Below are 21,934 nucleotides of genomic sequence, written 5' to 3' on the forward strand. Positions count from 1 at the left end.
CAGAAAGACAAACGAATGTTTGCGTTCTCGTCACCACTTTTTTACTGCCGCACCCACGCTCGGCCACGGGCGTTCAATCCAACAATAACGTGATGTGAGGCATCGAACATGAGTACTGACGCCCCTCCCGATCTGAAGCGAAGACAATTACTCAAACTGGCCGGTGCAAGCGCCGCCGTAGGATCGATCGGTTTGAACCTTGGCCTGGCCAATGCCGCCGATGCGCTGCAAAAGGACAGTTCCGACGATGTATTTGATGTGGTGATCATCGGTGCCGGCCTGGCTGGTTTGACCGCCGCCCGTGATCTGCATCTGGCAGGCTGTGAGTCGCTGCTGGTGCTTGAAGCGCGTGATCGTGTCGGCGGCCGCACCCTCAATCATGACTTGGGCTCCGGCTACATCTCCGAAGCCGGAGGTCAGTGGATCGGTCCAGGACAAACCGCCGTAGCGGATCTGGCCCGTGAGCTTGAGGTCGGCACCTTTCCCAGTTTCTATGACGGGGAAACCGTGATCCTCGGGGGCGATGGACGTGTCGCTGTCGATTTGAAAGGCACCTTCGGTACCGACGAAAGCGTCTCGGCAAAACTCAGCGAGCTGTCGCGTGATGTGCCGTGCGGTGCGCCATGGAAATCCCCCAGGGTGGCCGAACTGGACAAGCTCTCGGCGGGCGACTGGCTCGCTCAGCAAAACATCAAGCCGGAAGATCGCGCAGGGTGGAATGCCAGCTTCCTCCTGACCTGCGGTGTCACGCCGGCGAAGATGGGCTTCTTGCATTTTCTGTCGATGATCAATTCGGCCGGCAGCGAATACATGCGGCTCGATTCGATCAAGGACAGCGCGCAAGGCACGCGGATCGTCGGCGGTTCACAGGTTCTCAGCAGCAAAATGGCGCAATTGTTGGGCGACAGGGTTCGCTTGTCGTGCCCAGTGCGCAAAATTGCTGACTGGAACCGCGACATCGTCAGACTGCAAACGGATCAGGGCGAGATCCGCGCCCGCCGGGTGATCATGGCGATTCATCCCGCGCTGTGCCAACGCCTGCAATTCGATCCACCGCTGCCCGAAGCTCGCGCCGCCCTGCAGCGGGCCTGGCCAGCGCACTCGCCGGCACGCAAGACCGCAATGGTTTACCCGCGGCCTTTCTGGCGTGACAAGGGCTTGAACGGCCACATCATTCAGGTCGGTGGGCCAGTCATCTGGGCCTACGACAACTCGCCGCCAAACGGCGAAATCGGCGTGATCAATGCATTCATTCTGAATGCCGCAGCCCCCACCGACCCCGAAGCCGCGAAGCGTGTGCAGACCGAAATCTATGCACGCGCCCTGGGGGACGCAGCGCTTGAGCCGGTTTCCTACCACGATCACGACTGGGCGTATTTCGACCCGTGGACCATCACGTGCGTGTCGCCGATTCCTCCCGGTTTCTGGTCGACACATGGCGAGGCACTGCGTCCGCCGTGCGGCAATCTGTTCTGGTCGGGCACCGAAACCGCCGACATCTGGGCAGGTTACATGGACGGCGCCGTGCGCGCCGGACGCCATAGTGCCTTGCAGGTGCTCAACGCGTTACGTCGGGCATAGGAGGCGGCAATGAAAAAAAACATAGCGCTTGGCGTCATCGCGCTCATTGCGGTGCTGGTGGTGGTTTTCGGCCGTGATCTGCTCGACCTGTATCGGCTGCAGACTTACATCACGACCTCCACGGAGGCCTATCAGGCCGAACGCGGAAACTGGCCACACCTGACCGATGCCTGCACCGGTTGCCATGGCAGCCACGGTAACTCGCTGAACCCGACGTATCCGAGCTTGGCCGGGCAACCCGCCGCGTACCTGTCTGCCCAGTTGCGCAACTTTGCAAGTGGGCAACGGCTCGCTCCCAACATGGGGCCGCTGGCGATGACCCTGAGCCCGGATGAAGTTGATCTGCTGGCGAAGTTCTACGCCCGGCAATCGGTCGTTGCTCATGCGGCTGTCAGCCCTGACGAGGGGCTGAAGGACCAGGGCAAACAACTGGTGCAAACCCGAGGTTGCACCGCCTGTCATGGTGCCCAACTGATGGGCCACGACACCTTCCCGCGCCTGGCTGCACAAGGTCAGGACTACCTTTTGGCCCAGCTCAACGCTTTTGCCAGCAGCGAGCGCATTGAGCCAAGTGGCGCGATGCAAGCCATGGCAGCGGCGCTGTCTGCGCAGGAGCGCCAGGCGATTGCTGCTTACCTGGCTGCACTGGTTCCTCAATCCCGTTAACCCATCAAATTTTCTGTCAGCTGTACCGAGGCTATCGTTATGGAACCGAGAAATATTGTGCTGTGCCTTGCCTGTTTCTTGCTGCTTGCCAATGGTCTGACCTTTGGCATCAGGTTTCTGAAGAAGAGAAACCTGCTACTGGCTCTGGAGTGGTTTGTGGTTGCCTTTTCCGCGACAAACTTCCTGATCTTTTTCCTGACAGGATCGGAGCATGCGTACCTGATTTCATACTTCTGCGACGCGTTCTCCAGAGCCTTCGGGATTCCACTGATTACCGTGCTCGGACTGATGGCGGTAACGCATGCCTACAAGCCCTCGATGGGCAAGGAGCTCATGATGTTTGCCGGCGCTCTGCTGGGCACGCTCGCGTTGATCTCGACCAAGGTTCTGGTCACGCTCCTGCCGTATTTCTACGTGCTGATGTGGGTGATGTTTTCGGTCTACCTGGTGTATTTCGCAGTACGCCTTGCAAATGTCGGAGAGTCGCTACACGCGATCGGTGTGATGATTGGCATGCTCGCCTCACTGACCATTGCGTGCATCTACGATTTCTACAAGATCCCCGGCGACGACAGCAATGTGCTGCTCAACTTCTACGTGCTAGCACTGACGACCTGGGCTTATCTGCTGGTGCACCTGTATTACGCGTATTGCGCGCTGGAGCGCGCGAAGGGCGCAATGGCAGTTCTGCAAACGCGCTGAGGAGGATAGTTGAAGTGCTCGAAGCCGCCGTTTTGGCGGCTTTTTTGCGTAATGCAGGGTAGGGCGGTGGGCATCCTTGCCCGGGCAGGATCAAGGGTTCAGCTTGGCCAGATACTGCGCCACGGCCTTGATGTCCTCATCTGACAGGGTGCCCGCCATGGCATTCATGGCCTGCGTCGGATCGATGCGTTGGCCACGTTTGAAAGCGCTCAGTTGATCGATCAGATAAAGCTGCCCTTGTCCGGCGATACGCGGAGCCTGGGGGCCGCCAGAGAGTTTTTCACCGTGGCAGGCTGCACACCCATTGGCGGCGACCACACGCTGACCGCGCTGGTCCAGCGCATCATCCTTGGCCGGGACTTCAGTCACGCCTGGTCGCTGTTCGGCAAAATAACTGGCCAGGCGCTTGATCTGCTCGTCGGTCAGATTGGCCGCCAGCGGCTGCATCTGGGCACTGTGGCGACGCCCTTCGGCAAACGCGCGCAACTGGTTTTCGATGTATGCCGCAGGCTGCCCTGCAAGCGCTGCGTATTGAGCGTCGCGGGGTTGACCGCTGGCGCCATGGCAAAGCGCGCAGGTGTCCTGCAACTGTGGCCACGCACCGCCGTTGGCCTGGTACGCAGCGTCGTGCTGATCCACGGCCTGCATGAAACGATAGCCCGCCCACAGTTCCGGCCCGTAAATCGCTATTGATCCGGCCAACGCCGCGCTCACGGTGATGACTCCAAACACCATAGTCCGCTTCATCAGGCGCTCCTCCGTGGTTGAAGCAACGCCTGCAGCACTTCCATTGCCGCGCGATGTCCGGCGCGGACCGCACCGTCCATTGCCCCGGCCCAGATTTCCGCAGTCTCGGTACCCGACCAGATCAGGCGACCGACCGCCGGCGTCAGGTACTCGCCCCATTGCGTCCAGAAACCGGGGGGCATAGGGGAAATACAACTCAAACTCCACGGGTCGATCTTGCCCCAGTCCAGATCATGAAACTGAATCGGGTGCAGGGCTTGTTCGCCCATAGCGCGGGCGTAAATCGCCGACAGGGTGTCCTGCGCCGTTTTCGGGTCATGGGGTAATTGGCCGGTCCTGACGAAGCCGCTGAGCACACCCAGGCTGCCGTCCGCCGGGGAGTTGTCAAAGGCCCAGATCAGCGGACCTTCCACTGGCACAATCTGCCCGTTGAGGCCTTGGTCGCGCCAGAACGGGCGCTCATAGACGTGCACGGTCTTGCGCATCGGTGCATGGGCCGGCCAATGCCGCTGCAGCTCGGCACGCCCGGACGGCAGGGGCGGATCGAAGAGGATCTGATTGCACAACGCCGGGCTCAGTGCAGCAATTACCTGCCGCGTGCGGATGATGCCCTGATCGGTGTGCAACTCGACGACATCACGATCCCATCCGACAATCTTGCGCACCGGGCACGCCAACCGGACTTTATCTCCCAGCGCCTGAGCCATCTTCAAACTGAGAATTTGCGAGCCGCCAGCCAGGCGAGATTCCTGCGCACCGCCCTGGACCCCTTCGAGCTTTTCGAGGCGGCAGTCCGACGAGTTGATCATCGCCAGGTAATGCAGGAGTCCCATGCCGGCCGGCGTGGTACCGAAGGTGAGGCTCACGGACATGTTGAAGCCGATCTTGTCGACGTTGCTGATGCCTTGACCGGCCAGCCACTGGCCGATCGACAGTTTGTCCAGCTCAGCCGCGTCCTTGGCTTTCCACGGCGCTTTGCTGGGGACGCCTTCGGCGAGCTTGTTCAGTTTTGCGACGACTTCTGTATTGGAATTCGGCCCGTCGCTGAGATCTTCCTGGATGTTGACCTCGTCCATCAGATACACCGCCTTGCCCTTGTAGTAGGTGGGGAAGGTGGCGACATCGAGCTGTCTGGCCAAGTCGGCGATCGACGTTTGCCCCGGGCCGATCCATTGGCCACCGGCTTCGGAGATCACGCCATTGCCCAGATCATGGTTCAGCGTGCGACCACCGACGCGGTCGCGGGCTTCAAGCACGGCAAAAGACTCGCAGCCAGCGGCCTGGAGGTCTCTGGCGGAGGTTAGCCCGGAAAGCCCTGCGCCAATGATCACCACATCCAGTATCGAGGTATCTACAGGTTCGATTTGCGCCATCGCACGCCCGGTGACACCCAGCCCTCCGGCGAGGGCTGCGCCTCCGATCGCTTGCAATAACAACCGTCGCTGTCGTGATTGCGTCGACAGTTGATCGAGATCCGCACTCATCTTCACCTCCGTTTTCTATTTATAATCACAGATGTTATGTGAATATATGACGGATCAGGAATTCAGCAAAGTGAAATCGGCGCGATGTCGGTTAACCGTGGGTATGAGCGTAACGCGGGCGTGACCAAGCAGGGTTCGCTGCGCAAATGAAGCGAACCTTGTTGATGCTGGAGGGCAGGGTTTAGCGAGCGGGGCTGATCAGCGTGATGACCGCATCCATCAAGGCCTTGCTGCGTTTGGCTTCAAATCGCTCTGGCTCGATTGGCAGCATCATCATCCAGCCGTCACTCAGCGCGCTGAGCTGATCGGCAAGCAGATCGGCAGCAATGTCCTTGCGGATGATGCCTTGGCTTTGTCCCTTGCGCAGAATGCTGGCGAGATCCTCGCGGAAGCGCGAATAACGTTTCTGGATCACGTCGGCAAATACCGGTTCGTGCCGAGCGTGGGCAAGCATCTGAAACAAGGCCAGCCAGCGCGCCGAGTCGTTGGCTTGAGTCAGGTTCAACCACTGCTCGATCATTGCCCTGACATCGACTTTTTCCTGACCGGCATCCAGCAAATGGTCGAACTCGTCGAACAGACTCTGCGCCGCCGCCGTGATCATTTCTTCTTTGTTGGCAAAGTAATAGGTCACGGCCCCCGTGGTGCACCCGGCATGACTGGCGACCTTGCGCAGAGACGTCCCGGCATAACCTTCCTGGGCAATGACTTCGATGGCTGCGGTCAACAGTTCACCGCGTTTTTCCAGACGATTACCTACCGGACGACCGCGACGTGGAGCGGGCGCGGAATCACTGTCAATGGAGTGCTGACTATCCGTGGAAGGCGCTTGAGCATCATGCATGAGAGAAAGTGATTCCGTTGGTTGAAGGCGTTGAGTCGACAGTGGCTGCGAACGCCATTTTGGCTTGGCACGTCGCGATCATGCAATCGTTCAGATTCGACCGCTGCCAATCACCGCGACGGCCCGGACTTCCACGCGCAAGCCCGGCATTGCCAGTTGGGAAATGCCGACAGCGGTCCAGGCTGGATAACGTTCAGGGAAATATTCGTCCTTTACTTGTCCAAAGGCGTGCACTTCGGCCTGCAGATCAGTATGAAACGTCATCAGCTCGACCACGTCGACCAGGCTTGCGCCCGCAGCTTCGAGAATGGTCCGCAAGGATTGAAATGCCAGATGGGATTGCGCCTGGATGCCGTCGGCCGGAACCATGGCCTCGTCGATACCGACCTGACCGGACACCCAGATCATGTTGCCGACGCGTGTAGCCTGGGAAAAGTGGAAGTTGTCGTAGATCGCCTGGGTGTGACCAGGGTTGAAGGACTGACGCTGCAGGTCTTGAGTGCTCATGGCGGTGCTCCTCTTATATTAATTGGCGGAACGTTGGGTGGCGGAAGGCGTCTCCCGCTTTCAGCGTCGACAGCTCTTCAGTGAACAGCACGCCTTGCTGCGGATAACCGCCGGCGCTGTGTTCTGGCAAGGGATGGAAGGTGGCGTCGTCGCCAAAGAAACGGAAAACGAAGGTGTGACGGTCCGGGAAGGCTTCATCCACCGGAGCGCCGCCATGCAGCGAACCCGGATGCAGCAGGAGGATATCGCCAGGCTCGGTGGCCCACGAAATGATCTCGAATGCCTCAGGATCGTTTTGCCGCAAAGCCTCGATGTCCGGCAGGCGTGGCAATGCATCGCCGCCATGCAGCGGTTGAGTCGGATCATTCGGATCGCGAAACGTGGTGCCGTCGTAGCGTAGTCCTTTGTGCGAACCTCGAACGACTTCCAAAGCGTTTTTCTTCGGCACTGATTCAAAGCTGATCCAGGCATTCGCCCAATGGTTTCCGGCCCAAGGCAGATAGGACGTGTCCTGATGCCAAAGCGTGCGAGAACCGCGTCCACCTGCTTTGAGAAACACTTCTTCGGCGAAGTACCACACATTCTCCGAACCCCAGAGCTCGGCAAATAGCTCGCCAAAGGGGAGGGAAGCCACCAGTTCTTCGAGACGGGCCTTTGCAACGGGATTGGCGTTGTCGACGTGCGACTGTTGCTCCGTTCCGTCGAACATTCGAGTCGCATGAGGGCCATGATTCTCAACAGCCCAGTCGTAGGCTGCACGGCACTCGGCCAATTGATCTTTGCTCAGAAAACCTTTGATCAAGACGGCCCCGTCTTCCAGGAACGCCTTTCGCACAGAGAGTTGCATGAGAGCTTTCTCCTCGAAAATGCCACTTGGCGATTTCGATGCTAGCAGGCGATAAGATTAAACACAACAGACGTTATCTTAATAATGTTATCATCAATGGAGGCCTAAGCAGATGCTCTGCGGCGGGGCCCCGGTGATCACTCGCTGATGATCGGTCGCTCAACCGCACCGTGGGTCTGAGGCTGCACACACTTAATCAAGGTCCTAATGCTGAGCTTTTATGGAAAACCCAGGTCTCGTTAAAACACTGCTAGTTGAGGACGATCAGAGGCTGGCGAAACTCATCACTAAATTCCTGGCCCGGCATGGTTTTGCGGTGCAAGTGGTTCGCCGGGGTGACCAGGCATTGGCGGCCATCGCTGAACTCAAGCCACAAATCGTCGTACTTGAGCTCCTACTGCCAGATCAGAACGGACTGCACCTGTGCCGTCGGATTCGTGATGGTTTCGATATCCCCATCATCATCTTGACTGCCAAGGGAGATGACAGGGATCAGGTTCTCGGCCTGGAATCCGGTGCCGACGACTATGTAGTCAAACCTGTCAAACCATCGGTATTCCTGGCTCGGTTGCGCGCTTTACTGCGACGCCATATCCCCACGAAGCAACCGACAGCGCTCGACATCCTCGAATTCGGTCAGCTGTCGATCGATCGCAGTGGCCGGGTAGTGAGCCTGGCCGATCAGAGAATCGATCTGACAACCATGGAGTTCGAACTACTGTCCTTGCTGGCCAGTGCGGCGGGCACACTTTTTTCTCGCGACGAAATCCTCAACCGTATCCGCGGTATTCCTTTCGACGGGATCAACCGCAGCGTCGATGTTCACATCAGTAAATTGCGCGGAAAGCTCAATGACAACCCTCGAAATCCAGAGCTCATCAAGACGATCTGGGGCAGGGGCTACCTTTTTAATCCGTTTGCTTGGGAGGCATAGATAAGTATGAAAAAGGACGTGCTGATAACAGGAGAGCCAGTTAAAACATACTTATTAAAAAATATCACACTGACTGCCAGTGATACCGCGACGTTCTCGTGCACGGTAAAAAAATTCACACGAAATAGAAACGCGGATGTATAAAATGCAGGAGGGCCGCTCTATATGTTAGGGGCAGACTGGGAATCCCGAGCCCCCGCGCTAATCTTCCCGGAAAAACGGGCGTGAGCAGCCGCGAATGGAAGCTTGATCTTCATCTGTACTCGCCCCACGGTCGAGTTACTTAATGCCGTGAAAGTTATGCCTGAAAACGCAGTTCTAATCCGGACTGAGGAGCGTAAGCGATCATTGAAAGCTCATGCGCAACGGGAAAGTTAAGCATTAATGATGTACACGAATAGTTATGTTTTAGGCAGAGAGGAAGCATGCCTCAGCTTTAATAGAAACTAACTCGACTAAATGACCGTTTAGTCGAGTTATTACAGAATGTATTGAAAATCAATGGAGCAGGCCATGAATCCGAGTCAGATCAGTGCGTCGAACCTGATTGCATCACTGGACCTTGAACCTCATGTTGAGGGCGGCTATTTCCGCAGGACATACCAGGCTGATCACCGGGACATGCTTGAAACCACGAGCGGCTCACGCTTTCTGATGACGTCGATTTACTACCTGCTGACCGAAGATTCACCGGTCGGCCAGTTTCATTTCAACCATTCGGACATCCTGCATTATTTCCATCTGGGCGATGCCATTGAGTACAGCTTGATCCTTGAAGACGGTTCACTGCAGACGTTGGTGATGGGCAGCGATGTTCTAGCCGGACAACATTTGCAATTGCACGTACCGGGCGGAATCTGGAAAGCCTCCAGACTGCTGAATGGCGAGAACGGATTTGGTTTGATCAGCGAAGCGGTTTCATCAGGATTCGATTTCGCGGATATGGAAATGGGGAACCGGCAGAAACTCACAGCGCGGTATCCGCAGCATCGAGCGCTGATTGAAAAGCTGACGCGTGCCGAGGATTGAGAGCGGCACATTTTAAATAGAGGGATCTACAGCCAACAAAGATCAGGTCGTTTGAAAGCGATGCTGGAGATCGAAATGGCGTGCGCAACCGGGCTGGCTCCGTAATACTTTGTTACGTGTAATGTATATTATGTTAAATGGTGTTTCTGACCGGAACTTCCTCGGTTCACCTTTGACGCCAGGACGCCCTGACTCCCTGGTGATATGCAGGTTGAAACCAAACCGTCGTTTGGCTCTTTGGGCTGGATGCGGCCGTTTCAGGGTCAGGTCGGTGGGAATGATCAACGTGTACAACACCGCAAGCACCAGGCCGAACGCGAGGACAAAGACCCTCAACGCCGCGAACAACGGCAGGCAATGTAAACGGCTACGAAACCCAACAGCAAAACCCGCCAGCAGTCCGCAAAGAATCGACGCAGCCGGGAAACCGACCCACGGCGATGTCAGCCGTTTGGCATATTGCGTCAGTTCGGCCATGTTGTTCATCTGCATCGCGCCATCGCCCACCAGGGCGATCATCCATGTTTAACCTCATCTTTTCATTGCGTATGACATCCAGGCGCCGGCATCAACGGCACGCACGGTAGATGTAAAGGTCTGGATCGCCCGGCAGACGGCGAAGTTTCGATTAATTGCGGATCACGACGGAGAGGCAAGACAGGGTTATATGGCGCTCTTCATTGTGAGGAGGCACGCGCCCACCACCGCCAGTCACTTCCCCCGCCTTTCATTATGAACTTACGCTCTCTGTGTGCCCTCTCCCACTTACATTCAGTGAAAGTCAGAGGTAGGACGCCATGAGAGCACTTACGTATCACGGCGCGCACAGCGTCAAAGTCGACAACGTTGCGGATCCAGTCATCCAGGACAGCGATGACATCATTCTTCGAGTGACGGCAACCGCGATTTGCGGATCTGACCTTCACCTTTATCGAGGAAAGATTCCAACCGTCGAGCATGGCGATATTTTCGGTCATGAGTTCATGGGGATCGTCGAGGAGGCAGGTTCAGCGGTCACCGCCGTGCAGCCGGGCGATCGGGTTGTCATTCCCTTCGTCATTGCCTGCGGCAGCTGTTACTTCTGCGCAATGGATCTGTTCGCGGCCTGCGAAACTACAAATACCGGGCGTGGAGCGATCTTGAATAAAAAGGCGATACCCCCGGGAGCCGCGCTGTTCGGATTCAGCCATATGTACGGCGGAGTGCCTGGCGGGCAGGCCGAATACGTGCGTGTACCGAAAGCCAACACCGGGCCGTTCAAAGTGCCAGGGACACTGCCGGATGAGAAAGTTCTTTTCCTCTCCGACATCCTCCCGACTGCGTATCAGGCTGTAACGAACGCGGGGATTGGCAACGGCTCCAGCATCGCCATTTATGGTGCGGGCCCTGTCGGTTTATTAAGTGCAGCCTGCGCGAGAATGCTCGGGGCCGACCAGATTTTCATGGTCGATCACCATCCTTACCGCTTGGCTTACGCGCAGAAAACATACGGCGTAATTCCCATCAACTTCGATGAAGACGACGACCCTGCAGATACGATCATTCGGCAAACCAAAGGAATGCGGGGAGTCGACGGCGTCGTGGACGCGGTCGGGTTTGAAGCGAAAGGCAGTACGACGGAAACGGTTCTCGCGACACTCAAGCTCGAGGGAAGTAGCGGCAAAGCTCTGCGCCAGTGTATTGCAGCTGTCAGACGTGGTGGCGTTGTGAGTGTCCCTGGAGTCTATTCTGGATTCATACATGGATTCCTTTTCGGGGACGCGTTTGACAAGGGTCTGACTTTCAAAATGGGTCAAACCCACGTGCATCGCTTCCTGCCGGAGCTGCTCCATCACATCGAGGCAGGCCGCCTCTCACCGGAGGTCATCATCAGCCATCGTATGTCGCTGGAACAGGCTCCAGAGGGCTATAAAATTTTTGATAAAAAGGAAGAGGATTGCCGCAAGGTCATTCTGACGCCGGGCGATAGCGATGTGGCTCTACCGGAACACGATGTCAACACCACGGCGTTGGCCACGTAAATGTGTGAATAAAAGAAAGGACGTGAAATATCAAAAGATTGTGAGTCATCGGTGGGTCTTTGATTCGGGCCAGGGACCGATCGGCCGGGACGAAATTTTCCCCGTCCCGACCTGTTTGTCGCCGTTATATCTGACCACCGTTGCGCGCAGCGACGGCAACGGTGGTCGGTGAATCGGAAAGTGGAACAAAGCGTCGAGTGGCTCCATCCAGCGCATCGATGCAACCCGCCTCGATGTCATAGACCCAGCCATGCAAATTCAAGCGTCCTTGCTCAAGCGCAAGCGCCACCGATGGATGAGTCCGCAGGTTTGCCAGTTGTGCGATCACGTTTTCACGAACGAGGCCATCGAGCTTGTCGCGTGGCGTATCGAACTCATGCGCCGCGTTGATCGCTTTCGCGGCATCCGCGTGACGAAGCCAGTTGGCAACTGCCGGCAGATGATCCAGACACGTGCAGCGTGAAATCGCGCCCATCGCTCCGCAATCCGAGTGGCCGCAGATCACGATGTCCCGTACGCCGAGCACTGCAACCGCATATTCGACGGTGGCCGAAACACCACCCGGTTCGGGACCATATGACGGCACAATGTTGCCGGCGTTGCGGATCACGAACAGCTCACCCGGCTCACGCTGTGTGAGCAGTTCAGGCACTACACGACTATCCGAGCACGTGACAAACAGCGCCTTTGGGTTTTGCTCTGTCGCGAGCTGCCTGAAAAGCTCGACGCGTTGTGGATACACCTCGCGCTGAAACCGCAGAAAGCCATCAATAATGTCACGCATAAAGTCCTCCAAAGCCTGATTCCGGATGCCGAGACGAGCACTTGATGCCTTCGCGCCTCACTGGGTCGTGATTATCGCAGACGTTGCAGGCGAGTGCGCGACATCACACCACTCAAGCTTCGTTTCAAAACCTGTTACGACCAAAACCCCCTGTGCGGTTCAGCCGCCTCCTCCTCCAGCATCGGCCCCAACACACTGACCTTGCGTTGCCCCTTGGCGAATACCTCGCGGCACGGCAGCGAGAACGTCGGATTCTCCGGATGGTCCCCCGTCAGTCCCAGCAAGGCATGCTCCGACAAGGCATAGACCACACGCCCGATCCCCGTCCAATACACCGCGCCGGCGCACATGCAGCATGGCTCGGCGCTGGTGTACAGCGTGCACAGTTCCAATTCCTGCGGCGACAGCAGTTTTGCCGCTGCCGCCGCTGCCACCAACTCGGCGTGCTGCGTTGGATCACCTTCCGGGGGCATCGAGTTGTTCCCCGCTTCGACAATCACCTTGCCGTTGCGGTCGGCCACCAATGCCGCGAACGGATGGCGACCGCGTTGCTTCGATGCCTCGGACAAGGCAATGGTCTGGCGCAGTAACGTCAGATCAAGCGCGCTGATGCCAGCCGGGATGAGTTCAGTCAATTGATTCATGGGTAACTCCTGGGCAGTGGAATACAAAAGTCAGTCGGCCAGTTCAGCCGATGTAGCGCCGATGGTTTCGGTTGATTTTTTTTCATCGTTGAGCAGAACGTTGAGGACGATGGCGGTGATCGCTCCGAGGAAAATCCCGCTGTCGAGCACCAGTTTCAGGGTCGGGCCGACGTGTTCGAACAGCGCCGGAAAGGACATCGGCAGCACCCCGACACTCACTGACACGGCGACGATAATGCCGTTGCGCGTGCCCTCGAATTGCACCCGTGACAGTTCCTGAATCCCCGCCACCGTGGTCATGCCGAACATCACAATCGCGCAGCCACCGAGCACCGGCGTCGGCACCGCGGCGATCAACGCGCCGAGTTTCGGAAACAGGCCCATCAACACCATGATTGCCCCGGCAGCGGCCACAACGAAGCGGCTTTTAACGTTGGAAAGCGCAATCAAGCCGGTGTTCTGAGTAAAGGCGTTGTAAGGAAAGCTGTTGAACAAGCCACCGAGCATGGTCGACAAGCCATCGGCGCGGAATGCGTTGCCGAGGGTTTGTTGCGTAGTCGGTTTGCCGGTCAATTTGCCGATCGCCAGACAGTTGCCGGTGGTCTCGGCCATGATGACCAGCATCGCCAGGGTCATGATCAGAATCGGCACCGGCGCGAATTCCGGCGCGCCGAAAGCCATCGGCGCACTCAGCTCAAACCACGCCGCTTCGCTGACCCGATTGAAGTGAGTCATGCCGCAAGCCGCTGCGATCAGGCTGCCGACAAACAGGCCAATCAACACGCTGAGGTTGCCGATGAAGCCCTTGAATCTGGCGTAGATCACCAGCGTCACACTGACCGTGGCCAAACCCAGCAACAGATTGGCGGGATTGCCAAAATCTGCCGAGTCGGGATTGCCCCCGCCCAGCCAGATCGCCGCCGCCGGCATCAGCGAGATGCCGATAATGGTGATCAGGCTGCCAATCACCACCGGCGGAAAAAACCGCAGCAATCGGCTGAACACCGGTGCCAGCGCAACGGTGATAAATCCCGCCGCGATCACCGCACCGAAAATCTGACTGAGGCCGAACTCCTTGCCGATCATGATCATCGGCGCCAAGGCAATGAACGAACAGCCCTGAATCAGCGGCAGGCGGGCGCCGAACTTCCAGAAACCGAGGGTTTGAATCAGCGTCGCCACGCCAGAGGTCAACAGGTTGGCGTTGATCAGCAACACCACCTGCGCCGAAGTCAGCCCCATCGCACTGCCAAGAATCAGCGGCACCGCCACCGCTCCCGCGTACATCACCAGAACATGCTGCAAGCCAAACGTGAACAACTGTCGCAGTGGCAAAACCTCGTCCACCGGATGAATGCGTTGTGTGGTCATTTCACACGCTCCTGAAGGTGCGGCATCTGTTGAGATTGCGGGCATGCCCAGGGCGTTTGAAAGGTGGATCCGCCCCGGAGATTGTTTGACGCGGGGCCATATTTGAACGTTTATTGCGATGAAACAAATTAGCAACCATCGCTTTTTCCGATGGCACGAATCTGGCATTCGTTAGCCGCTCCAAACCTTCATTTTCGAACCGGGAGTTCAACGCTTGCGCTTCTCACTCGATCAACTGTTGATGTTCGTCCAAGTGGTCAAAAGCGGATCGTTTTCCGCCGCCGGGCGCAAACTGGGCAAGACCCAATCGACAATCAGCGCAGCGATTGCCAACCTCGAAACCGACCTTGGCGTCGACCTGTTCGACCGCAGCAACCGCAGCCCTGCCCTCACCGCCAGCGGCCACAAATTACTGGTGCAGGCCGAAGCCGTGCTCGAACGCTGCATGACCTTCGAAGCCCACGCCGATTGTCTGTCGGACAACGTAGAACCCAGCCTGACACTGGCCATTGAAACGCCGTACGGCCCGATCATGCCGGTGCTCAAAGCCTTCGAAGCAGCCTTCCCCTTTGTCGACCTGATCATTCGTCATCCGGTCCATGGCGACGTCAGTGAACTGGTCAGCAGCGGCGAAGCGGTGCTCGGTGTGGCGTTCTCACAGCCAGGCTACCCCAAGGAGCTGGCGTTCCAGCAACTGGGCAAACTGATCATGCTGCACGTCTGCCATCCCCAGCACCCATTGGCGCAACTCGAAAACGTCACGTTCGAGGATCTGCACGTCCATCGCCGCCTGGCCTTCAGCGCCCACGCGAGTAAACTGCCGAGCAGCGAATATCTGCGTTCGACCCAGCTGTGGCAGGCCGAAAGTTATCTGGCGTTATTGGAAATGGTCCGCGCCGGACTCGGCTGGGCCACCCTGCCCCGCCAGCTCATTCAGCGTGAACTGGCCAAGGGTGAGCTGGTGGAACTGCAGCTCTCGGCGTATCCGCATACGGACTGGCAGATTGGTGTGGATTTGCTCTGGGCGCGGCAGCGGCCGCTGGGTAAGGCGGAGCGATGGCTGAAGGAGAAGTTGCAGGGCAACAAGGTGTATGAACTGGATCGCAACGGGCAGACCACCACGCTTTGAGGTCAATGCAGATGGAACAAGTCGCCTTACGCCTGCCCGAAGCTTTACCAATCCCCTCCTTCAGATTTGCGATAAACCACCATCGACCATCAGCTCCACGCCGTTCACGTATCTGGCGTCGTCCGAGGCGAGAAACAGTGCCGCGCTGGCTATTTCTTCTGGTTGTGCCATATAGCCCAGAGGCGTGATTTGCTCGACGTGCTGGCGCAGCGCGGCGATGTCGCTCTCGCTCATTTTCAGCCCGTTGTCCATCAGCGGTGTGCGGGTGAAGCCAGGGCTCAACACGTTTGCGCGGATTTTGCGGTCCTTGAGCTCATTGGCCCACGTGCGTGCAAACGATCGGACCGCCGCCTTCGACGCGTTGTACAGACTCAATCCTTCCATGCCGTTGCTGGAGCAGATTGAGGCAGTCAAGACGATGGACGAAGCGTCTTTCATCAACGGAAGAAGCGTTTGAACGCTGAAGAAAACGCCTTTCACGTTCACGTCGAACATGGCGTAGTAAGCAGCCTCGCTGGTCACTCCGAGCGGATTTTTCTCACAGATCCCGGCATTTGCGAACACTGCGTCCAGCCGATCGTCGCGCGTTTGGATTGTCGCTTTGAGCGCGTCGAGATCAGCCTGACGCGAGACATCGGAAACCACCGCGACAGCTTTGTCGCCGAGTCTGGCAACTGCCGCCTCCAGCCTGTCTGCTGCCCGTGCAGTGATGTAAACGCGTTTGGCGCCCTCGGCGATCAAGGCTTGCGCGATGGAAAACCCGATCCCTGTGGAACCGCCGGTCACGACGGCAACCTGATCACTGAATTTACCTGACATGTCTGACTCCTCGGTCGTTGATGAAGGGAATGTCTGAAACGACCTGCCCATGGTGAGCGTCATCGCAGCGGCGCGGCACTGACACGAATGAACGTTGGCCGTGCAGTTTTGTAAGGCGAAAACGCAGGAGCGATTCCCTAAATTGGGACCCGGCGACCTGACCCGGGCAGGCGCGAAGCCTTGCCTTTTAGTCGTCGTCAAACCTGAGTTCCCTACAGGATGCCTGTCATGTCTCGAATCGAAATCGAAGTGCCCGAACCCCGGCGCTGGTTGATGTTTGCCATATTGCTCGTCGGTGCGTTTCTGCCGCCCCTGGATTTTTTTATCGTCAACGTCGCCCTGCCCTCGATGCAGGAGGATCTGGGGACAGGCTCCTCTGCCGAGCAGCTGGTGATTTCTTCCTATGCAACGCTCTATGCCGTGACGCTGATTACCGGCGGACGACTCGGCGATCTGTACGGCCGCGGGCGGATGTTCTTCCTTGGCCTGTTGGGCTTCGCCGCCGCGTCGCTGATGTGCGGCCTGGCGGTTTCGCCGTGGATCCTCATCCTCGGACGCGCCTTGCAGGGTGTGACCGCCGCCGTCATGGCTCCTCAGGCACTTGCATCGGTGCAGGCGATTTTCCCAGTGTCGGAAAGACCATTGGCATTAAGCATTTACGGGGCCGTATTTGGACTGGCGTCTGTGATCGGTCAGGCACTGGGCGGCTTTTTGATTGAGGTCGACGTGTTGGGCATGGGATGGCGCGCGATCTTCCTGGTCAACCTGCCGATCGCGTTGCTGGTGATTGCGTTCGGCATCCGTGTGCTCAAAGAAACCCGTGCGCAGCACGCGAGCAAGCTGGATCTGGTGGGCACTGCGTTGTCGATGCTGACCCTGACCACCCTGGTCGTGCCATTGATTGAAGGCCGCGAGGCCGGATGGCCGTGGTGGGTATGGCTGTCGCTGGCCGCCAGCCCTGCGCTGGCGGTAGCGTTCTGGCGCTACGAGAGCTGTTTGCACCGGGCCGGAGGAACTCCCATCCTCGCCCCGGCCGTACTGAATGCACCGGGCCTGGGGCGAGCGCTTCTGGTCGCGCTTTGCTTCTATTCAATCGGTGTGTTTTTTCTGATGTTTTCGATGTACATGCAAAGCGCATTGCATATGAGCGCACTGCATGCCGGCCTGATCTTTCTGCCGTTTGGCGCGGGATTTCTGCTCGGTCCCCTGTCGGTTCCGCTCCTCAGGCGCGTCCTCGGGGGCTACGTGAATCCGCTAGGCATGGGGCTGGAAGTGGTCGGGTTACTATGGCTGGGCTGGCTCGTGTCAGTGACACCGACTACCCTCGCCCCGCCCTTCACTTCCTTGACGGTCATCCTGTTCCTGATCGGTCTGGGACAGGGGCTGGGCCTGCCGACGTTGATGCGCATGGTCACGGGCCGGGTAGCGCCGGCGTATGCCGGGATGATCGCAGGCATTACCAGCGCAACGCTGCAGATCAGCACATCGCTGAGCGTCGCACTGATTGGCGGTGTGTTTTATACCTTGCTCGGAGAACCGGCGACGGCGGTCAGCATCACTCATGCGTTCACGATCGCTGTTCTGTGCATCGCCGTCTGCCTGGCCGTAGGGGCAGCGATAAGCCTGACGTTAGCGCGCGAGCCAGCGACGGTAGCGCAAGCCTCGGCTGTACGCCCGACCTGAGGCGCGCTACCCCGCACCGATCATGCTGGAGGCAAGGTCAGCCAGTGCGCGCAGCCGGTCCATCTGGCGCATGTCCTGGTGATACCCCATCCAGATGTCCCGTCCTGGCGGTGGCTCGTCCTCATCCAGCAGTCGCAGTCCCGACACGGAGTCACCGAGGACGCGGGGCAAAACGGCAACGCCCAGCCCCTTCGCGCACATCTGTGCCTGAACCGTACGGCTGCTGCTGGTGAACACGGTGCGGGCCAGCGGATAGCGTTGCTGCAGCCATTGCACGTCCGGGTAATGGGACTGGGCGATGTTCATCAGGATCAGGCCAAGCCCCTCGCCGTCCGGCTGCGGCGTCGGGGCATGCAAAGCCGCGTATAGGCCGTACGACAGAGTTGTCAGCTTGCGGTGCACTATGTCGGGTTCGGTGAAAGGCACGATCCGGAAAGCGATGTCGGCATCCCGGCGGGCAAGGTCGAACAGTCGATGCCCGGCGATGACTTCGGGAACGATCAACGGGTAGCGGTGCACCAGTTCGCTGAGAACCGGCGACAAAACATGACAGGCGAACCAGTCGGCTGAGGATATCCGCAACAGGCCTTCAGGCTGATCACCATGCCCCGCCAGACGCCGCTCGATGGCCAACGCGCTGTGTTCCATGTCCTGCGCCAGACCGAGAATCCTCTCGCCACTGTCCGTGAGCACCAGCCCTTGAGCGGTCCGCAGGAAAAAGGCTTGCCCACTGGTTTGTTCAAGCACCTGCAAGCGCCGTCCGACCGTTGGGTGACTGACCCCCAACTCCCTGGCGGCTCCGCCCAGCGAGCCGTTGCGGGCAATCGCCAGGAAGATCCGCATGTCACTCCAGTCCATGCCCTCGCCCCGTACAAAAATGAACATTGAGTGATCAGCTTATAGTTCAAGTAGATGGCTGTTCATGAATATCGATTCAATCAGCCGATCTGATCAGCCTCGCGACAATGACTTCAAGCGCTCCACCAGCGCGGCTTCGAAAATGATGTACAGCCTCTCGGCATCGCCGGCACGCAAAGCCCCGCCGGTTTCCAGTCCCAGCACGAAACCATCCGCCCGCGCCCCTGCCTTGACAGCAATGATCATCGAGTCTGCCCGGACAATCTGCGCCAGCAGCCGGTCCGCTTCTCGCTGAATCTTGTCGCCCAACACCACGCCTTCCACATCGCCACCCAATACGTTCAATTAGACATCCAGTACATGACCGCGATAACCGCTGAAACCCAGATGATGGTCAATACAATCGAGTAACCAGCCAGTTGCTTGTCCATTTTCACCACGGCATCAATATGAATCTGAATGATGGGTCAGGATCGTCCGGCTCGCAACGGCAGCTCGTCCCCTTCATCCATCGCACTCCGGGTAAACGTCCGGACTCCGATTTGTAACAGAACCCCTTTCAGCAACAAGGGTCTGCTCTCTTAATACACCTCGGAAATCTATCCAATGTCCGCGCAACGCAGTCTCGTCATACTCGCTCGGGGCGGATACGCCGCTCGCGGAGTGCTTTATTTGATCATCGGCATATTCGCGTTATTGGCAGCCCATGATTCGACAAAACCCAAGGACAGTCACAAGAGTCTGGAAGCCTTGCTGAGCCAGCCGTTCGGCTATTTTCTGGTGGGCCTTGTGGTGGCGGGTCTGCTTGCGTTTGCAGCCTGGCGTGTCCTGCAAGCGATACGCGATGTCGATCATCACGGCACGCAGCTCAAAGGGCTGGTGATTCGTGCAGGCCTGTTTGCAGGCGGTCTGGTCAACGGTGCTCTGGCGTTTTTTGCATTGGGACTGCTTGTGAGCGGTAGCCGCCGTTCGAGCCATTCCGCAGAGCAGACCAAAGACTGGCTGGCGCATCTTTTGTCGTGGGAACACTCGAATCTATTGTTGTACCTGATTGCGCTCATTCCGCTGGGGGTTGGCGTTGCTCACATCATCAAGGGATGGAAGGCCTCGTTCGAGAAGTATTTTGAGGCCGACGAAGAGGTCATGCGCTATGTCCGTCCGGTGTCTCGCTTCGGTCTGATCGCACGCGGCGTCGTGTTTATGGAGATTGCTTTGCTGCTGGCCGTCAGCGGTTCCGCTTATCAAGCCATGGACCCGCCTGGCATGAAGGAAGCGCTGGACGCGCTGCAGAATCTGCCCGCGGGATGGCTTCTTTTGATGGTAATGGCCCTGGGGCTGATTGCCTTCTCGGTTTACAGTTTCTCGGAAGCGTGTTGGCGCAAGATCAATATGGATGTGCTTCAGTAACTGAAGTCATGCCCCAACTCACGCTGCATCCATTCCAGAAAACGCCTCACCCGTGGAAACCCCGCATGCGCCTTCGGGAAAACCAGGTGGTGTGCGGTGATCGGGGCGCTCAACCCGGGAATGACTTCGACCAACTCGCCGCGCGCCAGGTAGTCCTGCGCCAGCAGCGTGCTTTCCAATGCAAATCCAAGCCCGTGGCTGGCGGCCTCGAGGGTCATGTAGGAGCGGTCAAAGCTCAAGGTGTAGGGGCTTTCAGGGCGCGACAGCCCGTGTTGAGCAAACAGTTGCGGCCACTTGATCAGCGTCGCTTCCGACAGGATCAGGTTGCAGTCCAGCAAGTCGGCGACGGCGCGGATCGGGCGTTTTTCCAGAAGTTTGGGCGATGCGAGGACCGCGATTTTTTCGTTGCGCAGCGTACGCACTTCGAAACTTGGCCAGTTCGGCATGCCGTGGCGGATGTCCACGTCGATCTTGTCCCGACTGAAGTGCAGCGATTCATAGGAGCATGAGAGATTGAGCTGAATGTCGGGATGGCTCTCGCGAAACTGTTCCAGGCGCGGCATCAGCCACAACAGGCCGAAGCTGGGTGATGAATGCAATCGCAGACAGTCGAGGCTGACATCACTGGTCGCGCGCTCTGTTGCCACCGCCAGGCTGTGCAGGATGCCGGATATCTCGGACAGGTATTGCTCGCCCACGGGCGTCAACGTCACTCCCCTGGCCGTTCTGAGGAACAACTGCCGCCCGATCATCGCCTCGAGCTTGGCCAGTTGGTGACTGACTGCCGAGGGCGTCAGGTCCAGCACTTCGGCCGCACGCGCGACGTTGCCAAAGCGCGCAGTTTGCTCAAAGGCCTGAATGGCTTTCAGGGGTGGCAGGATTGGCGGTGCTTCGCCAGATGAACTCATGATGTGGGTTGTTCCGCTGCAAGTGGCTGAGGCCGGGCGTTCGACTATTCAAACACCGCAACCGCATGTTGGCGAGTGCTGAATTTTTTTCAGCATCCAGTGAAGTTTGCGTTATTGCTCAGGGTCGTTGCGGGAGACAAGCTGAGTCATCGGTTCTGCACGGACCGACTCAATAACAACAATCAGAGGTTTTCTCCCATGCTTCTTCAAGGCAAAGTCGCGATCATCACAGGTGCTGCCTCCGCACGTGGTATCGGCCGCGCGACAGCTACGACCTTCGCTCAACATGGCGCCCGGGTGGTGATTCTGGATCTGGACGCATCCGCTGCCCGCGATGCCGCTGCCTCTTTGGGCGAGGGTCATCTCGGCCTGGCTGCCAACGTCGCCGACGAGTCCCAGGTGCAGCAGGCTGTCGCCACCATCATCGAACACTTCGGCCGGATCGACATACTGGTCAACAATGCCGGCATCACCCAACCCCTCAAGACCCTCGATATCCGCCCCGGTGATTACGACAAGGTGCTGGACGTCAGCCTGCGCGGTACGTTGCAGATGTCCCAGGCGGTAATTCCGCTCATGCGCCAGCAAGCCAGCGGCAGCATTGTGTGCATGTCTTCGGTTTCCGCGCAGCGCGGCGGCGGCATTTTTGGCGGGCCTCATTACAGCGCCGCCAAGGCCGGTGTGCTGGGCCTGGCCAAGGCCATGGCGCGTGAGCTGGGGCCGGACAACGTGCGCGTCAACTCCATCGCCCCCGGCCTGATTCACACCGACATTACTGGCGGCCTGATGCAGGACGAGCGCCGCCACGCGATCATCGACGGCATTCCGTTGGGTCGCCTGGGCGAGGCGCAGGATGTGGCCAATGCGGCGCTGTTCCTGGCCAGCGACTTGTCCTCCTATCTGACTGGCATCACCCTGGATGTGAACGGCGGCATGCTGATTCACTGACACACGTGGCGGGCCTCGCGG

23 protein-coding genes are annotated in these 21,934 nt (G+C 58.3%); 10 read left to right on the forward strand and 13 right to left on the reverse strand.

Annotated features, from left to right (window positions below; translation table 11 throughout):
* Positions 1–108: 108 nt before the first annotated feature.
* From AC07Y2_RS01210 to AC07Y2_RS01220, 3 genes are read left to right on the forward strand one after another with little or no spacing between them, the layout of a single operon-like run.
* Complete coding sequence (locus AC07Y2_RS01210) at positions 109–1,581, forward strand: flavin monoamine oxidase family protein (RefSeq protein WP_103385265.1); 1,473 nt, start codon at positions 109–111, stop codon at positions 1,579–1,581.
* A gap of 9 nt (positions 1,582–1,590) precedes the next feature.
* Entirely contained in the window at positions 1,591–2,247 is a 657-nt protein-coding gene (locus AC07Y2_RS01215) for a c-type cytochrome (protein ID WP_103385266.1), read from the forward strand.
* Between the two features lie 39 nt (positions 2,248–2,286).
* Positions 2,287–2,949 carry a hypothetical protein gene (locus tag AC07Y2_RS01220; RefSeq protein WP_103385267.1) on the forward strand — a complete coding sequence of 221 codons (663 nt, stop codon included), beginning with the start codon at positions 2,287–2,289 and terminating at the stop codon, positions 2,947–2,949.
* A 90-nt stretch (positions 2,950–3,039) separates the two neighbouring features.
* On the opposite strand, the gene AC07Y2_RS01225 is transcribed toward AC07Y2_RS01220, so the two are convergent.
* The 5 genes from AC07Y2_RS01225 to AC07Y2_RS01245 form a co-directional block, all read right to left on the reverse strand.
* Positions 3,040–3,696 (reverse strand): c-type cytochrome, encoded by a 657-nt coding sequence (locus AC07Y2_RS01225; RefSeq protein ID WP_103385268.1) that lies wholly within the window; start codon positions 3,694–3,696, stop codon positions 3,040–3,042.
* Complete coding sequence (locus AC07Y2_RS01230) at positions 3,696–5,180, reverse strand: flavin monoamine oxidase family protein (RefSeq protein WP_103385269.1); 1,485 nt, start codon at positions 5,178–5,180, stop codon at positions 3,696–3,698. The genes AC07Y2_RS01225 and AC07Y2_RS01230 overlap by 1 nt, the downstream gene beginning before the upstream one ends.
* Before the next feature lie 181 nt (positions 5,181–5,361).
* Positions 5,362–6,024, reverse strand: coding sequence for a TetR/AcrR family transcriptional regulator (locus tag AC07Y2_RS01235; protein ID WP_011334150.1), 663 nt, complete (start codon positions 6,022–6,024; stop codon positions 5,362–5,364).
* A gap of 90 nt (positions 6,025–6,114) precedes the next feature.
* A complete protein-coding gene (locus tag AC07Y2_RS01240) occupies positions 6,115–6,531 on the reverse strand; it encodes a RidA family protein (protein ID WP_103385270.1) in 417 nt (138 codons plus the stop codon).
* Between the two features lie 13 nt (positions 6,532–6,544).
* On the reverse strand, positions 6,545–7,378 hold the full coding sequence (locus AC07Y2_RS01245) for a phytanoyl-CoA dioxygenase family protein (RefSeq protein ID WP_103385271.1): 834 nt from the start codon (positions 7,376–7,378) through the stop codon (positions 6,545–6,547).
* Positions 7,379–7,598: 220 nt separating this feature from the next.
* Here AC07Y2_RS01245 and AC07Y2_RS01250 point away from each other — a divergent pair, with 220 nt between their 5' ends.
* Complete coding sequence (locus AC07Y2_RS01250; protein WP_011334147.1) at positions 7,599–8,312, forward strand: winged helix-turn-helix domain-containing protein; 714 nt, start codon at positions 7,599–7,601, stop codon at positions 8,310–8,312.
* Positions 8,313–8,825: 513 nt separating this feature from the next.
* Positions 8,826–9,341, forward strand: a complete 516-nt coding sequence (locus AC07Y2_RS01255; protein ID WP_103385272.1) for a cupin domain-containing protein — start codon at positions 8,826–8,828, stop codon at positions 9,339–9,341.
* A gap of 42 nt (positions 9,342–9,383) precedes the next feature.
* Here AC07Y2_RS01255 and AC07Y2_RS01260 read toward each other — a convergent pair whose 3' ends face one another.
* Positions 9,384–9,860 carry a hypothetical protein gene (locus AC07Y2_RS01260; protein WP_103385273.1) on the reverse strand — a complete coding sequence of 159 codons (477 nt, stop codon included), beginning with the start codon at positions 9,858–9,860 and terminating at the stop codon, positions 9,384–9,386.
* Between the two features lie 278 nt (positions 9,861–10,138).
* On the opposite strand from AC07Y2_RS01260, the gene AC07Y2_RS01265 reads away from it, so the two are divergent.
* Positions 10,139–11,362 carry a zinc-dependent alcohol dehydrogenase gene (locus AC07Y2_RS01265; RefSeq protein ID WP_103385274.1) on the forward strand — a complete coding sequence of 408 codons (1,224 nt, stop codon included), beginning with the start codon at positions 10,139–10,141 and terminating at the stop codon, positions 11,360–11,362.
* 124 nt (positions 11,363–11,486) lie between these two features.
* Here the strand turns inward: AC07Y2_RS01265 and AC07Y2_RS01270 are convergent, their stop codons facing one another.
* The 3 genes from AC07Y2_RS01270 to AC07Y2_RS01280 all read right to left on the reverse strand — a co-directional run bounded on the left by AC07Y2_RS01270 (position 11,487) and on the right by AC07Y2_RS01280 (position 14,161).
* On the reverse strand, positions 11,487–12,146 hold the full coding sequence (locus tag AC07Y2_RS01270) for a carbonic anhydrase (RefSeq protein WP_103385275.1): 660 nt from the start codon (positions 12,144–12,146) through the stop codon (positions 11,487–11,489).
* Positions 12,147–12,280: 134 nt separating this feature from the next.
* Complete coding sequence (locus AC07Y2_RS01275; RefSeq protein WP_103385276.1) at positions 12,281–12,790, reverse strand: nucleoside deaminase; 510 nt, start codon at positions 12,788–12,790, stop codon at positions 12,281–12,283.
* A 30-nt stretch (positions 12,791–12,820) separates the two neighbouring features.
* The gene (locus AC07Y2_RS01280; protein WP_103385277.1) at positions 12,821–14,161 is read right to left on the reverse strand and encodes a nucleobase:cation symporter-2 family protein; all 1,341 of its coding nucleotides are present in this window, start codon (positions 14,159–14,161) and stop codon (positions 12,821–12,823) included.
* A gap of 214 nt (positions 14,162–14,375) precedes the next feature.
* Between AC07Y2_RS01280 and AC07Y2_RS01285 the strand changes: the two genes are divergently transcribed.
* Positions 14,376–15,290 carry a LysR family transcriptional regulator gene (locus AC07Y2_RS01285; RefSeq protein ID WP_074690592.1) on the forward strand — a complete coding sequence of 305 codons (915 nt, stop codon included), beginning with the start codon at positions 14,376–14,378 and terminating at the stop codon, positions 15,288–15,290.
* 60 nt (positions 15,291–15,350) lie between these two features.
* Here AC07Y2_RS01285 and AC07Y2_RS01290 read toward each other — a convergent pair whose 3' ends face one another.
* On the reverse strand, positions 15,351–16,109 hold the full coding sequence (locus AC07Y2_RS01290) for an SDR family NAD(P)-dependent oxidoreductase (RefSeq protein ID WP_103385278.1): 759 nt from the start codon (positions 16,107–16,109) through the stop codon (positions 15,351–15,353).
* Between the two features lie 228 nt (positions 16,110–16,337).
* Between AC07Y2_RS01290 and AC07Y2_RS01295 the strand changes: the two genes are divergently transcribed.
* Positions 16,338–17,792, forward strand: coding sequence for an MFS transporter (locus tag AC07Y2_RS01295; RefSeq protein WP_103385279.1), 1,455 nt, complete (start codon positions 16,338–16,340; stop codon positions 17,790–17,792).
* 6 nt (positions 17,793–17,798) lie between these two features.
* Here AC07Y2_RS01295 and AC07Y2_RS01300 read toward each other — a convergent pair whose 3' ends face one another.
* Both AC07Y2_RS01300 and AC07Y2_RS01305 read right to left on the reverse strand, forming a co-directional pair.
* The gene (locus AC07Y2_RS01300) at positions 17,799–18,650 is read right to left on the reverse strand and encodes a LysR family transcriptional regulator (RefSeq protein WP_103385312.1); all 852 of its coding nucleotides are present in this window, start codon (positions 18,648–18,650) and stop codon (positions 17,799–17,801) included.
* Between the two features lie 93 nt (positions 18,651–18,743).
* The gene (locus tag AC07Y2_RS01305) at positions 18,744–18,974 is read right to left on the reverse strand and encodes a hypothetical protein (protein ID WP_011334137.1); all 231 of its coding nucleotides are present in this window, start codon (positions 18,972–18,974) and stop codon (positions 18,744–18,746) included.
* Between the two features lie 282 nt (positions 18,975–19,256).
* Here AC07Y2_RS01305 and AC07Y2_RS01310 point away from each other — a divergent pair, with 282 nt between their 5' ends.
* Positions 19,257–20,057, forward strand: a complete 801-nt coding sequence (locus tag AC07Y2_RS01310) for a DUF1206 domain-containing protein (protein ID WP_085667038.1) — start codon at positions 19,257–19,259, stop codon at positions 20,055–20,057.
* On the opposite strand, the gene AC07Y2_RS01315 is transcribed toward AC07Y2_RS01310, so the two are convergent.
* Positions 20,051–20,965, reverse strand: a complete 915-nt coding sequence (locus AC07Y2_RS01315; RefSeq protein ID WP_011334135.1) for a LysR substrate-binding domain-containing protein — start codon at positions 20,963–20,965, stop codon at positions 20,051–20,053. The genes AC07Y2_RS01310 and AC07Y2_RS01315 overlap by 7 nt on opposite strands.
* A gap of 198 nt (positions 20,966–21,163) precedes the next feature.
* Here AC07Y2_RS01315 and AC07Y2_RS01320 point away from each other — a divergent pair, with 198 nt between their 5' ends.
* Entirely contained in the window at positions 21,164–21,913 is a 750-nt protein-coding gene (locus AC07Y2_RS01320; RefSeq protein WP_085667039.1) for an SDR family NAD(P)-dependent oxidoreductase, read from the forward strand.
* The last annotated feature ends 21 nt before the right edge of the window (positions 21,914–21,934 follow it).

The sequence above is a fragment of the Pseudomonas sp. GW456-12-1-14-TSB6 genome (assembly GCF_059424205.1).